Below are 13231 nucleotides of genomic sequence, written 5' to 3' on the forward strand. Positions count from 1 at the left end.
GCCTCAGCCCGGGCTGATCCCCCACGACCCGGTCCAGGTCTGACCCGGCTCGAGGGTGAGCAGCCCTTCGCCGTTGTTGAAGGCGTCCGCCGGGCAGGTCATCGGTTCCAGCGCGACGCCGGTGCGACGCACCCGTCCCGGCGGGAGCGTGTCACCGGTGAAGGCCTGCGCATACGGGAAGCGGGTCGCGTCCGCCCACAGGGTCGTCCGGGTCCCGCCGTGGTCGAGGGAGATCACCCACCGTCCGTTGTTCGAGGTCAGGTCGGCGTAGCAGTGGTCGAGCTGGGTGGTGCCGATGGCACGCCCGGCGCGGAAGTCGTACGGCGTCCCCTCGACCGCCGCCGACCCGATCGGGAGCAGCCGCTCGTCCACGGTGATGGTGCGCGATCCCGGCAGGGTCAGCGTCAACTCGTCGACGGTGTCCTCCCCCGCGGTCAGGTAGGGGTGTACGCCGTACCCGAACGGGGCCGGGGTGTCGCTGAGGTTGGTCGCCGCCGGCGTCACCATCAGACCGAGGGCGCTCAGCGTGTAGGCCACCTGCAGGCGCAGCGTCCAGTCCCAGCCCGGCTGCGGCCGTAGCAGGTGCTCGACCACGATGGCATCCGAGTCATGTTGCACGACAGACCAGTCGGCCCACCGGACCAGGCCGTGCGAAGCGTTGGAGCGGGCGGGTTCGGTGAGCGCCAGCTGTTGGTCCTTGCCCGCGAAGGTGTACTTCCCGTCGCGGATCCGGTTCGGCCACGGCATCAGCAGATGTCCGCGACCGGCATCGGACTTCGCGTCCTCCGGATAGCCGAAGATCACATCTCGGCCGTCGGCGCGGTAGGTGCGCAGCCCGCCACCGACCTGCACGATCACCGCCTCGTGGTCATCGTGCCGGATCGTCCACTGGTCCCCGCTGGGAAGCGCCGTTGCCATAGGGCAATCTCAGCACGATCCAGCATTCGGACATGCACATCGGGGCACATCCGCTCCCTCGTGCATGTCCGAAACGTCAGCGGGCGAGGATCTCGACCGCTTCCTCGCGCATCTGGACCTTGCGGATCTTGCCGGTCACGGTCATCGGGAACTCGCCGGTCACGTGCAGGTAGCGCGGGATCTTGTAGTGCGCCAGCTTGCCCCGGCAGAAGTCCTGCAGCGCGTCGATCTGCAGCTCGGGTCGACCCGGACGCATGATGACCCACGCCATCAGCTCCTCGCCGTACCGCTCGTCGGGCACCCCGACGACCTGCACGTCGGCGATGTCGGGATGGGTGTAGAGGAACTCCTCGATCTCCCGCGGGTAGATGTTCTCCCCGCCGCGGATGACCAGGTCCTTGATGCGGCCGACGATCGCGACGTAGCCGTCGTCGTCCATGGTGGCGAGGTCGCCGGTGTGCATCCAGTGCGCCTCGTCGATGGACTCGGCGGTCTTGTCGTCCTGCTCCCAGTAGCCGCGCATCACGCTGTAGCCGCGCGTGCACAGCTCGCCGGTCTCCCCGCGTCCCACCCGCCGACCGGTCGCCGGGTCGATGATGCGCACCTCCAGGTGCGGCATCACCCGGCCCACGGTCTCCGTCCGCCGGGCCAGGTTGTCGTCCATCCGGGTCATCAGCGACACCGGCGACGTCTCGGTCATGCCGTAGGAGATCGCGACCGCCTCCATGTGCATGTCGGCGATGACCCGCTTCATCACCTCGACCGGGCACGGGGAACCCGCCATGATCCCGGTCCGCAGACTCGACAGGTCGTACGACGCGAAGTCCTCCAGCCCCAGCTCGGCAAGGAACATCGTCGGCACGCCATAGAGCGACGTACACCGTTCCTGTTGCACAGCTTTCAGCGTCGCGGCCGACTCGAACGACGCCGCCGGGATGACGAGGCAGGCGCCGTGCGAGGTCGCCGCCAGGTTGCCCATGACCATCCCGAAGCAGTGGTAGAACGGCACCGGCACCGCGATCCGATCCTCGTGGGAGTAGGCGATCATCTCCCCGACGAAGAAGCCGTCGTTGAGGATGTTGTGGTGGGTGAGGGTCGCGCCCTTGGGGAAACCGGTCGTGCCCGACGTGTACTGGATGTTGATCGGCTGATCGGGGTCGAGGTCGGCGGCTCGGCTCGCCAGGTCCTCGTCGCTCACCTCGCCCGCCCGCGCCAGCAGCTGCGACCAACTGTCCTCGCCGAGGTAGACCACGTCCTGCAGCTGCGGGCAGTCGCCGCGCACCTCCTCCACCATGGCGCGGTAGTCCGACGACTTGTGCGCCGTCGCGCTGACGAGGGTGCGCATGCCCGACTGGCGCAGCACGAACGCGAGCTCGTGCGAGCGGTACGCCGGGTTGACGCAGACCAGGATCGCGCCGATCGTCGCGGTGGCGTACTGCACCAGCACCCACTCCGGGACGTTCGGCGCCCAGATGCCCACCCGGTCGCCGCGCTGCACCCCGCTCGCGAGCAGCGCTCGGGACAGCCGGTCGACGTCCTGCACCAACTCGTCGTAGGTCCACCGCCGTCCGCTGGGGACGTCCACCAGCACCTCGCGCTCACCGTGGGCATCCGCCGTACGACGCAGGTTCGCGCCGATGGTGTCGCCGAGCAGGGGGACATCGGAGGTGCCGGACGCATAGGACGGCAGAGGGACGGTGACCACGGGGAGCCTCCTGGAACGCGGGCGTTGCGGTGAGAAGACCCTAGACCGGCGGGCGGGGGTTCGCGGCGTCGTTCGCCCGCGCCATACGCTCGGGTGATGACCGCCCGCAGCTTCGCCGACGACGTGCGGTCGCGCACCGATGCCCAGCTGCGCCGTCTGGTGCTGCGCCGCCCCGACCTGGCCCGGCCCGCCCCGGCGGATCTGACCGGCCTCGCCGCGCGCGCGGCGACCCGGCCGAGCGTGCAGCGCGCGATCGAGGCCCTCGAGGCCGACACGCTACGGGTGCTGGAAGCGGTCCTGGTCGCCGACGACAAGAGCGCGGCCGGACTGCTCGGCGTCGCCCAGAAGACCGTCGCCCCGCAGCTGCGCTCGCTGCAAGAGCTCGGCCTGCTCTGGCGCTCGTCCACCGGTCTCACCCCGGCCCGCGCAGTCGCCGAGGTGCTTCCCGAGCCGGCGCACCTCGGACCGACGGCCCGCGAGCTCGGTGTGCGGCCGCCGGCCGACATCGCCGCCGCGATCGAGCAGTGCTCGGACGCGACCCGAGGCGCGCTGGATCGCCTGCGGTGGGCCGGTCCGCGGGTCACGTTCTCCAGCAACGGCGCCCGCGCGGTGCGGGATGAACTGCTCGAGGCGTCGCTCGCAGCGTCCGTGGCGGAGGACACCGCCGTGCTGCCCCGCGAGGTGGGCCTCGCCCTGCGCGATGGGCGGCTCTACGAAGACGCGCTCTCACGTCCGGAGCCAGCCTCGACGGCGCTCGACCCGGCCGCGGTCGATGCTGCCGGCGGCAGCGCAGCCCACGACCTGCTCGTCCGGGTCGAGGAGCTGGCGGACCTGTGGAGCAGCGAACGGCCACGGGTGCTGCGCTCGGGCGGACTGGGCGTGAAGGACCACCGTGCGGCCGCGACCGCGCTGGAGATCTCACCCGAGATCGCGGCGTTCGTCATCGAGATCGCCGCGGCCAGTGGTCTGGTCGGCCGGACCGTCGACGCCGTGCCCGTCTTCCTGCCCACGGCCGAGTACGACGAGTGGCTGGACGCCGAGCCCGCCCACCGGTGGAGGCTGCTCGCGAAGACGTGGTGGACGACGCTGCGCGCGCCGAGCCTGTGCACCGACACCGACCAGCCGGGCGGTCCGCTGAACGTGCTCGCACCCGAGGCGACCTGGCCGCTGCTGCGGACCCGCCGGCACGAGGTGCTCGGCGTGCTTGCCGCACTGAAGCCGGGCCGGCCCGCGACGCTCGACGAGGTGGGCGAGTTGCTGCGCTGGCACCTGCCGATGCGGCTCCCGCGCAGCGCCCCGACCCGCGCCGCGATCGTGCTGAGGGAGGCCGAATGGCTCGGCGTGGCAGCGACGGGTGCCGTGACGAGTGCGGGCCGCGCGCTCGTCGGCGGCACCGAACCGGCGCCCGCGCTGCCGACGCCGATCGACGAACTCCTGGTGCAGGCCGACCTGACCGCGGTGGCGCCCGGCGCGTTGAGCGACGACCTGCGCCGCTTCATGCACCGCGCAGCGGAGGTCGAATCACGAGGTGCTGCAACGGTCTATCGCTTCACGCCCACCTCCATCCGCACGGTGCTCGACGGGGGCGCCGACGCCGACGCCGTCCTGGAACGCCTGCGCGGCGCCAGCCGCACCCCGCTGCCCCAACCGCTGGAGTATCTGGTCGGAGACGTCGCCCGCCGGCACGGACAGACCCGGATCGGAGCCGCGGGGTGCTATCTGCGCAGCGACGACGAGGCATCGCTGCAGGCGATCCTCGGCGACCGCTCGCTCGCCCCGCTGCAACTGCGCCGCATCGCGCCGACCGTGCTGATCTCCCCCGCGCCTGCGACCACCGCGCTTGAGATGCTGCGGGACCATCGGCACACGCCGGTCGCGGAGAGCGCGACCGGCACGGTCGTCGGCACCGGGCCGGGCAAGGACCGCGCTCCGACGCCACGCGCGCCGCAGGCCGTGCAGGTCTCCCTGGTCGACGAACCCCTGGCGGAGCGACTGGTCGCCGCCATGCGTGCCGGCGAGCGCGACCGCCCGGAGCCTGCCGCAGGTCCGCGCATCCCGTCGACCGAGCCGAGCGTGACCCGGTCGCTGCTGCAGGAGGCCGTCGGCAGCAGCGCGCGGGTGTGGATCGGGTATGCCGAGCCGTCCGGTGAGCTGCGTCGCGGTCTCTTCCGGCCGCGCCGGATCGAGGGCGGCCGGGTGTCCGGCCTGATCAGCCCGAACGAGCAGGATCCGGAGCATCCGCGGACGTTCTCCATCCACCGCATCACCGGCATCGTCGAGGTCGCCTGAGCGATCCGTCCCCGTCGAGGGGTGGAGAAACGCACGAGGGGTGGGGACATCTCCCCACCCCTCGGCGCGTTCCCTTGCCCCTCGATGATCAGAAGATGCGGACCCGCCGGTCCTCCGGCAGCCACATGCCGTCGTCCTGCGAGACGCCGAATGCCTCGTGGAACTCGACCAGGTTGCGGGCGATGTTGGCCCGGCAGTTCGCGGGGGCGTGCGGGTCGATCGCGAGCAGTCGCACGGCCTCCTCGCCGCGAGCCTTGCCACACCAGATCTGCGCCCAGCCGACGAAGAACCGCTGGTCGCCCGTCAGCCCGTCGAGCTCCGGTGACGGTGCCTCCTCGGTGGCGATCCGGTGGGCCTTGAAGCCGATGGTCAGGCCGCCGAGGTCGCCGATGTTCTCCCCGACGGTCAGGCCGCCGTTGACCTTCGACCCGGGCGCGTCCGCGGGCTCCTGGTCGTCGAACTGCTCGATGAGGGCCTTCGCGAGGGCGTCGAACCGGGAGCGGTCCTCTTCGGTCCACCAGTCCTCCAGACGACCGTCGCCGTCGTACCGCGAGCCCTGGTCGTCGAAGCCGTGCCCGATCTCGTGGCCGATGACCGCGCCGATGCCGCCGTAGTTGACCGCGTCGTCGGCATCCACGTCGAAGAACGGCGGCTGCAGGATCGCGGCAGGAAAGACGATCTCGTTCATCGTCGGGTGGTAGTACGCGTTGACCGTCTGCGGGGTCATCAGCCACTCGTCGCGGTCGATCGGTCCGCCGAGCTTGGCCAGCTCACGATCGGACTCGAACTGTGCCGACCGCAGCACGTTGCCGAGCAGGTCATCCGCGTCGATCTCCAAAGCGCTGTAGTCGCGCCACTTGTCGGGGTAACCGATCTTGGGGGTGAAGTTCGCGAGCTTCTCCAGGGCCCTGGCCCGGGTCTGCTCACCCATCCAGGGCAACGTCTGGAAATCGCGCCGGTAGGCCTCGATGAGGTTGTCGACCAGCTGCACCATCCGCTCCTTGGCGTGCGGCGGGAAGTGCTTCTCGACGTAGAGCTGCCCGGCGACCTCGCCGAGCGCGCCCTCCACCAGGGCGACCCCGCGCTTCCACCGCTCGCGCAACTCCGGCACCCCGGACAGCGCCTTGCCGTAGAAGGCGAAGTTCTCATCGACCAGAGGCGAGCTGAGGTACGGCGCGCGCGCACTGATCGTGTGCCACAGCAGCCAGGACTTCCAGTCCTCCAGCGGCAGCTCACGCAGGGTGTCCGAGAGTCCGCTGAAGAACGACGGCTCCCCCAGGACGATCTGGGCGAACGCGCGTTCGGGGGCTTGCAGGCCCGACGCCCATGCGTCCCAGTCGAATTCGGGCGCCAGCTCGCGCAGGCCCGCCGCGTCGAACTTGTTGTAGGTCTTGACCGCGTCGCGGGTGGCGACGACGTCCCAGTGGTGGGAGGCGAGGCGGGTCTCCAGCTCCAGCACGGCCTGCGCGCGCCGCTCACCTTCGTCGATGCCGGCGTGCCCGAACATCGCCGCGATGTGCGCGACGTACGTGCCTCGGATCTCGGCGTACTTCTCCTCGCGGTAGTAGGACTCGTCGGGCAGCCCGAGGCCCGCCTGCTCGAGGTAGACCACGTAGCTGTCGGGGTCCTTGGCGTCCGCGCTGACGTACGCCGCCACGGCGTTCGGGATGCCCGCGCGGGCCAGCACGCCGAGTTGGGCGCACAGCTGCTCCACCGTCGCGACGGCGGTGATCGCGTCGAGCGTCGGCACGAGCGGGGCCACTCCGAGGGAGTCGATGTGCTCCACGTCCATGAACGAGGTGTAGAGGTCGCCGACCTTGCGACCGGGGGTGCCGGGCGCGTCCTGAGAGGCTGCCGCCTGCTGCACGATCTCGCGCATGCTGGCCTCGGACGCCTCGCGCAGCCGGTCGAACGAGCCGTAGCGCGCCCGGTCGCCGGGGATCTGGGTCTCACGCACCCAGACGCTGTTGACGTACCCGAACAGGTCGTCCTGCGCCCGGATGTCCGGATCGAAGGTTGCGGTGATGCCCGATGTCTGCCCCACGAAGAATCCTGTCCGCTGCGTCGACTGCGGGTGCCTCACGCGAGCGCGAGGGGCGCGGTGCTGCTCCCCCGTGGCGCGCGAGGACCCGACGTTGGTCTGGTCTCCTGCATCCTGTCACTGACCACTGTCACCAAGGGCGCGCACGACCCTCGACGGGGACGGTCGGCCGAGCTGCCCGGCCATCCAGACGCTCGTGGCGACCAGCTCGGTCAGGTCCACTCCGGTCTCGATCCCGAGCCCGCGGCAGGCCCACACCAGGTCCTCGGTGGCGAGGTTGCCCGTCGCGCTCTTGGCGTACGGGCACCCACCGAGACCGCCGGCGGAGGCGTCGACCGTGCGCACCCCCTTCGCGAGCGCGGCCAGGGTGTTGGACAGGGCCTGGCCGTAGGTGTCGTGGAAGTGCACGCCGAGTGTCGCCGGCGCGATCCCCTTCTCCGCCAACGCATCCAGCAGCCGTACGACATGACCGGGCGTCCCGGTGCCGATGGTGTCGCCCAGGCAGAGTTGATCGGCGCCGAGCGCCAGCATCGCCTCGCAGACCGTCACCACCTGATCGATCGGGACCGCGCCCTCCCAGGGGTCGCCGAAGCACATCGACACGTACGCGCGCACCCACAGCCCTGCGGCCCTGGCGCGTTCGACGACGGGAGCGAACATCCGCAGGGACTCCTCGACGCTGCGGTTGAGGTTCTTCTGCGCGAAGGTCTCGGTCGCCGATCCGAAGACGGCCACCGCTCCCACGCCTGCTGCGAGCGCCGCGTCCAGGCCCCGCTCGTTCGGCACGAGCACCGGCCGGTCGGCACCGCGGCCGAGGTCGCCCAGCTGCTCCAGCAGTTGCGGCGCGTCGCCCATCTGCGGCACCCATGCGGCCGGCACGAAGGACGTGGTCTCGATGGTCTGCAGGCCGGTCGCGACCAGGCGTCGTACGAACTGCGCCTTCACATCCGTGGAGAGGATGGTCTTCTCGTTCTGCAGTCCGTCTCGCGGACCGACCTCGTAGATCGTGATCCGGTCCGGCATGACGGAGGACGGCTCGACCTGGGGAAGGCTCATCCCGTCATGCTGCCATCACGCCGCACCTCAGCCGCGAGCGACTGCGACGAAGACGTTCACGAGAGATCCGGAGTCGTCGGCGGGCAGGCCCGCGACCCATCGTTCGAGGTGCGCGGTCAGTTCGCGGGTCTGGACGGGCGTCAGACGCACGGCGCGCAGGAACGCGAAGGACTGCGGATCCGCATCCAGTCCGGCCCGGACCGCGCCGAGCATGCCGGTCGTCGCGTCACGGTCGTGGAAGTGCAGCGATCGACCGGCGCGCGCGTAGAGCGTCCCGGTGCCGCCGCGGCCGGTCCGTGTGCCGACACGCCTCACGAGACCGGCGTCCACCAGCACCTTGACGTGGTGGGCGACGTTGCCCTTGTTCATCGCCAGCTCGCGCGAGAGGGCGCTGACCGTCATGGGTTCGATGCCGAGGGCCAGGGTGATGCGGTGCCGTGACGGGTGCCGCATCGCCTCGTGCTGTTCGGGCGTCGACACGTTCAAGGCATCCGGTACGTCAGTGCTCACTCCCGAAGCGTCAACTGGACTGGCGTGAGCGTCAAGAGCCTTCGATCCTGTGTAGATGACGATCTTCGATGAGATGGCAGACCTGGTCGAGCACCACTACGTGCTCGAGGCCGATGCGGCCCGATACGCAGGACTCCTGCGTCAGCACTCGGCCGAGCTCGCAGCGCTCGTACCGGACCGCAATGCCGTCAATGCCCGTCTCCACCAGTTGATCCCGGACCGGCACCTCAGTCTGCGGGCCGCGACCGTGCAGGCACCGGCACCTCGCCCTCCGGCCGCGGGGATCGCCGGGGTGCAGCGTCGCCTCGATGGCATCGCCGTCGTCACGATCAGCCCGTACCTGGACGACGCTGATCGCGCCGAGCCCTGCATCGACGCGATGTGCGCGTTGGTCGCCGGCGCGGAGCGGCTCGTCATCGACCTGCGGGCCTGCGGCGGAGGTGACACCGACACGATCGCGATGATCCACGGCTGGCTGCTGGGCGCGGAGCCGGTCCTGCTGGGCTGGTTCGAGCATCGCCACCGGCCGACCATCGACTACCTCAGCAGGCCGCGGACCATCGCGTACGACGGCCCGGTGGACATCCTGACCTCCCACCGCACGTTCTCCGGTGGCGAGGACCTGGCCTACGTCCTGCAGGCGAACGGGCGTGCCCGCGTGATCGGCGAGAGGACAGGGGGCGGTGCGCACCCGGTCGAACGCTTCACGCTGGCCGAGGGGCTCATCTGTCAGATCCCTGTGGCGCGCTCCGTCATCGCCCGCACCGGCGGGAACTGGGAAGGCGTCGGAGTCACCCCCGACCTCCCCTGCCCGGCCGACGAGGCACTGCAGGTCGCCGGGGCCGCAGGGTGATGGTCGAAGGGGTGGCGCCTGTCTGACAGAGTCGGCGGCATCATGGGGAACCCACTGGTCGTCTTCGTACCCGGCCTCGGCCTGGACGAGCAGGAGTGGGAGCGGGTACGCGCCCGTCTCGATCGGGACAGCGTCGTGGTGGTGCTACCGACGATGGGGCAGCCGGGTCGCCGCGGTCTCGACCTGCGGGTGGAGGCCCAGGCGGCGCTGCTCGCGCGGCGCCTGCCCCGGAACGCTCCGCTGATCCTGGTCGCGCACTCCGCGAGTTGCCCGATCGCTGCCGACCTCGCCTCCCGGTCAGGCGATGTGGTCGGCCTGGTCCTCGTAGGACCGGTGACCGATCCCGCTGCCGCGTCGTGGCCCCGGTTGTTGGTGCAGTGGGCTCGTACGGCGGTCCGGGAGCCGTGGTGGCAGCTGCCGGCACTGTTCCGACAGTGGGCGCGCACGGGGCCGTTGAGCATGATCCGCGGCATGAACGCCGTACGCCCCTTCCGCACCGATCACGCCCTCCGCTCGGTGCAGGCACCGGTGGCGATCGTGCGGGGAGAGCGGGACCAGATCGCGGCGAAGGAGTGGTCGGCCACGGTGCAGAGCGCGTCGGGCGGCCACCTGAGCACTGTTTCGAGGCGCCGCGCACATGGTGCCCACGACCCATCCCGACGCCGTGGTCGACGCCGCCCACCACGTTCTCGCCGCCGTCACAGCCGCCGAGCGCCTCCGAGACGACGAACCCCAGCTGCCCATCTGACGTCACCGGCCCAGGCGTAACGCCACTGGCCGCATGCCATTGTCGAATCGTGCTGTTGCTGGTGACCGGATCGAGTTGCTCGGGCAAGACCACGGCCGCGCGGCTCTGTGCCGACCTGCCGCACCTGGCCGTGCACGACAGCGACGAACACGGCGTACCGAGCGACGCGGACACCGCCTGGCGCCAGCGCGACCTGCGTCGCTGGGTGCAGGAAGGGATCCGGCTCGAGCGGACGGGCACCGACCTGCTGCTCACGGGTCAGTCCCCCATCGGCGAATTCCTGGCTGTTCCCGAGGCCGACCGACTGCCCACCGCGGTGCTCCTGATGGATGTCGAGGACCGCACCCGAGGGCGCCGCAACCGGGAAGCGCTGGGACCGGTGGCTGCCGAGTGCCGGGACGGGTCCCTCGTGGATGGTCGAGGTGATCGACACCACGGAACTGGACGTCACGACCACCGCAGCCGCACTGCGGGACTGGGTCACGCTCCAGCGCTCCCAGAACGGTTGACCTCGGCGCCACCGGCTCGCATCCCGTTGCGGCCCTGCCTTCGTGCGATGCTTGCCGCTCACGCCAGCACCGGGAGATCACGATGAGCAACCAGCCGCCCTACGACGGCTCGCAGGACCCCATCCACGAGCAGCCGACCCAGGGCGTGCCGCACGTGGAGGAGCAGGGGCAGGGAGACGACTCGGGGAGCACCCAGAGCGGCAACGGCTGGTCAGCGCCGCCCTCCGCCGCCCCATACGGCGAATCGTCGGGATCGTCCTACGGACAGTCCACGCCGCAGTACGGCAGCGCGCCCCAGTACGGGCAGGCCCCGCCCCCTCAGTACGGCCAGTCGGCGCCGCAGTACGGCAGCGAGCCCCAGTACGGCCAGTCGGCGCCGCAGTACGGCAGCGCTCCGCAGTACGGCCAGTCGGCGCCCTACGGTCAGACGGAGAAGGACCCGTACGGCGCGCCGCAGGGCGGGTACGACGCGTACGGCCAGGGTGGTTACGGACAGCAGGGCTACTACTCCCCACCCGCCACCCAGGGCAACGGCAGCAACACCTCGGCGATCGTGTTGACGGTCGTCTCCGGGCTGTCGATCTTCCTCTGCTGCGGGGCCGGCATTCCCTCGCTGATCCTGGGCATCATCGCGCTCACCAAGCAATCCAACGACCCGGGCGGCGCGGCCCGCCTCGCGAAGATCGGGTGGATCGTCTTCGGCGTCCTCGTCGCGCTCGCGGTCATCGCTCTGGTCGTGCTCTTCGCCGTGGGCGCGTTCGCGGGAGACTCCGGCTCCAGCGACACGTATCCCTACGGGAACACCCCCAGCTACAGCTCGACGTTCTGACCTCGCAGACAGTTCCTATCGGGCGGCGCCGGAAGATCGGCGCCGCCCGGTGCGTTGTACGGGCGAACCCCGAGGCGAAAGAGCAGGTATGACCGACGGACCCCTGATCGTGCAGAGCGACAAGACGGTGCTGCTCGAGGTCGACCACCCCGACGCGACCGCGGCGCGCCGCGCGATCGCCCCCTTCGCCGAGCTCGAACGCGCGCCCGAGCACATCCATACCTACCGGGTCACCCCGCTCGGGCTGTGGAACGCGCGTGCGGCCGGGCACGACGCCGAGCAGGTCGTGGACGCCCTGGTCCGCTTCAGCCGCTACCCGGTGCCGAACGCCCTGCTGATCGACATCGCCGAGACGATGGACCGGTACGGCCGCCTCGTCCTGGAGAAGCGCGAGGACGACCAGCTGGTGCTGACCTCCACCGACAAACCGGTGCTCGAGGAGGTCCTGCGGCACAAGAAGATCGCCCCGATGATCGGCGCGCGGCTCGACGACCTGACCGTGGCCGTGCATCCGAGCGAGCGCGGTGCCATCAAGCAACAGCTGATCAAGGTGGGCTGGCCTGCCGAGGACCGCGCCGGGTACGTCGACGGCGAGGCCCACGAGATCTCGCTCGACACGACCGAGTGGTCGCTGCGGCCCTATCAGGAGCAGGCCGTCGACGGGTTCTGGCACGGCGGGTCCGGGGTCGTCGTCCTCCCCTGCGGCGCCGGCAAGACGCTGGTCGGCGCGGGTGCGATGGCGCGCGCCAAGGCCACCACGTTGATCCTGGTGACCAACACCGTCTCGGCCCGGCAGTGGCGCGAGGAGTTGCTGAAGCGCACCTCCCTCACCGAGGACGAGATCGGCGAGTACAGCGGCGCCCGCAAGGAGATCCGCCCGGTCACCATCGCGACGTACCAGGTGCTCACGCACAAGCGCAAAGGCGTCTTCCCGCACCTGGAGCTGCTCGATGCCCGCGACTGGGGCCTCGTCCTCTACGACGAGGTGCACCTGCTGCCCGCGCCGATCTTCCGGATGACCGCCGACCTGCAGGCACGGCGCCGCCTCGGTCTCACCGCGACCCTCGTACGCGAGGACGGCCGTGAGTCCGACGTCTTCAGCCTCATCGGGCCGAAGCGCTTCGACGCGCCGTGGAAGGACATCGAGAACCAGGGCTACATCGCCCCCGCCGACTGCGTCGAGGTGCGGGTCACCCTGCCCGAGCACGATCGTCTGGTCTACGCCACGACCGAGCCCGAGGACCGCTACCGCTTCGCGTCCTGCTCGGAGGTCAAGAACCCGGTCGTGGAGCAGCTGGTCGCCCGGCACGCCGGCGCGCCCACCCTGGTGATCGGTCAGTACCTCGACCAGCTCGACACCCTCGCCGGCCGGTTGAACGCCGACATCATCACCGGCGAGACGACGGTCGCCGTACGCCAGAAGCTCTTCCAGCAGTTCCGGGACGGCGAGATCACCCTGCTCGTCGTGAGCAAGGTGGCGAACTTCTCCATCGACCTGCCGGAGGCGAGCGTCGCGATCCAGGTGTCCGGCACCTTCGGGTCACGCCAGGAGGAGGCGCAACGCCTCGGGCGCGTACTGCGCCCCAAGCGCGACCACGGCACCGCGCACTTCTATACGGTCGTCGCCCGCGACACCGTCGACGCGGAGTTCGCGGCGCACCGCCAGCGGTTCCTCGCCGAGCAGGGCTACGCCTACCGGATCGTCGACGCCGAGGATCTCGGGGACACTGCTCCGTCCGGTGCGCGCTGACCGGGCGCCGCTAGGCTGGCATC

At 70.6% G+C, this 13231-nt stretch carries 11 protein-coding genes; 6 read left to right on the plus strand and 5 right to left on the minus strand.

Going from position 1 to position 13231, the window contains the following annotated elements:
* Window positions 1–3 precede the first annotated feature (3 nt).
* Both JOB34_RS04080 and JOB34_RS04085 read right to left on the minus strand, forming a co-directional pair.
* The gene (locus JOB34_RS04080; RefSeq protein ID WP_208051521.1) at window positions 4–918 is read right to left on the minus strand and encodes an aldose 1-epimerase family protein; all 915 of its coding nucleotides are present in this window, start codon (window positions 916–918) and stop codon (window positions 4–6) included.
* 76 nt (window positions 919–994) lie between these two features.
* Window positions 995–2623, minus strand: a complete 1629-nt coding sequence (locus tag JOB34_RS04085) for an AMP-binding protein (RefSeq protein ID WP_347813710.1) — start codon at window positions 2621–2623, stop codon at window positions 995–997.
* A 96-nt stretch (window positions 2624–2719) separates the two neighbouring features.
* Here JOB34_RS04085 and JOB34_RS04090 point away from each other — a divergent pair, with 96 nt between their 5' ends.
* Window positions 2720–4912 (plus strand): helicase-associated domain-containing protein, encoded by a 2193-nt coding sequence (locus JOB34_RS04090; protein WP_208051522.1) that lies wholly within the window; start codon window positions 2720–2722, stop codon window positions 4910–4912.
* Window positions 4913–5000: 88 nt separating this feature from the next.
* Here JOB34_RS04090 and JOB34_RS04095 read toward each other — a convergent pair whose 3' ends face one another.
* The 3 genes from JOB34_RS04095 to JOB34_RS04105 form a co-directional block, all read right to left on the minus strand.
* Window positions 5001–6956 carry a M13-type metalloendopeptidase gene (locus JOB34_RS04095; protein WP_208051523.1) on the minus strand — a complete coding sequence of 652 codons (1956 nt, stop codon included), beginning with the start codon at window positions 6954–6956 and terminating at the stop codon, window positions 5001–5003.
* 114 nt (window positions 6957–7070) lie between these two features.
* Window positions 7071–8009, minus strand: coding sequence for a hydroxymethylglutaryl-CoA lyase (locus JOB34_RS04100; protein ID WP_208051524.1), 939 nt, complete (start codon window positions 8007–8009; stop codon window positions 7071–7073).
* A 27-nt stretch (window positions 8010–8036) separates the two neighbouring features.
* Window positions 8037–8519, minus strand: coding sequence for a transcriptional regulator (locus JOB34_RS04105; RefSeq protein ID WP_208051525.1), 483 nt, complete (start codon window positions 8517–8519; stop codon window positions 8037–8039).
* A 55-nt stretch (window positions 8520–8574) separates the two neighbouring features.
* Here JOB34_RS04105 and JOB34_RS04110 point away from each other — a divergent pair, with 55 nt between their 5' ends.
* The 5 genes from JOB34_RS04110 to JOB34_RS04130 all read left to right on the plus strand — a co-directional run bounded on the left by JOB34_RS04110 (window position 8575) and on the right by JOB34_RS04130 (window position 13208).
* Complete coding sequence (locus tag JOB34_RS04110) at window positions 8575–9372, plus strand: S41 family peptidase (protein WP_208051526.1); 798 nt, start codon at window positions 8575–8577, stop codon at window positions 9370–9372.
* A gap of 42 nt (window positions 9373–9414) precedes the next feature.
* Window positions 9415–10140: an alpha/beta hydrolase gene (locus tag JOB34_RS04115; RefSeq protein ID WP_208051527.1), complete on the plus strand. Its 726-nt coding sequence runs from the start codon at window positions 9415–9417 to the stop codon at window positions 10138–10140.
* 309 nt (window positions 10141–10449) lie between these two features.
* On the plus strand, window positions 10450–10629 hold the full coding sequence (locus JOB34_RS04120; RefSeq protein ID WP_208051528.1) for a hypothetical protein: 180 nt from the start codon (window positions 10450–10452) through the stop codon (window positions 10627–10629).
* 82 nt (window positions 10630–10711) lie between these two features.
* A complete protein-coding gene (locus JOB34_RS04125) occupies window positions 10712–11458 on the plus strand; it encodes a DUF4190 domain-containing protein (protein WP_208051529.1) in 747 nt (248 codons plus the stop codon).
* 88 nt (window positions 11459–11546) lie between these two features.
* Window positions 11547–13208, plus strand: coding sequence for a DNA repair helicase XPB (locus JOB34_RS04130; protein WP_208051530.1), 1662 nt, complete (start codon window positions 11547–11549; stop codon window positions 13206–13208).
* Window positions 13209–13231 lie beyond the last annotated feature (23 nt).

Origin of the sequence: Allobranchiibius sp. GilTou38, from assembly GCF_017565325.1 — a bacterium.
GTDB classification, from domain to species: Bacteria; Actinomycetota; Actinomycetes; order Actinomycetales; family Dermatophilaceae; genus Allobranchiibius; species Allobranchiibius huperziae.

Bases quoted from the DNA above. Each gene is read 5' to 3' on its own strand.
- JOB34_RS04115 (WP_208051527.1), top strand. From the start codon at position 9,415: ATGGGGAACCCACTGGTCGTCTTCGTACCCGGCCTCGGCCTGGACGAG.
- JOB34_RS04110 (WP_208051526.1), top strand. From the start codon at position 8,575: ATGACGATCTTCGATGAGATGGCAGACCTGGTCGAGCACCACTACGTG.
- JOB34_RS04090 (WP_208051522.1), top strand. From the start codon at position 2,720: ATGACCGCCCGCAGCTTCGCCGACGACGTGCGGTCGCGCACCGATGCC.
- JOB34_RS04125 (WP_208051529.1), top strand. From the start codon at position 10,712: ATGAGCAACCAGCCGCCCTACGACGGCTCGCAGGACCCCATCCACGAG.
- JOB34_RS04100 (WP_208051524.1), bottom strand. From the start codon at position 8,009: ATGAGCCTTCCCCAGGTCGAGCCGTCCTCCGTCATGCCGGACCGGATC.
- JOB34_RS04120 (WP_208051528.1), top strand. From the start codon at position 10,450: ATGTCGAGGACCGCACCCGAGGGCGCCGCAACCGGGAAGCGCTGGGAC.
- JOB34_RS04080 (WP_208051521.1), bottom strand. From the start codon at position 918: ATGGCAACGGCGCTTCCCAGCGGGGACCAGTGGACGATCCGGCACGAT.
- JOB34_RS04130 (WP_208051530.1), top strand. From the start codon at position 11,547: ATGACCGACGGACCCCTGATCGTGCAGAGCGACAAGACGGTGCTGCTC.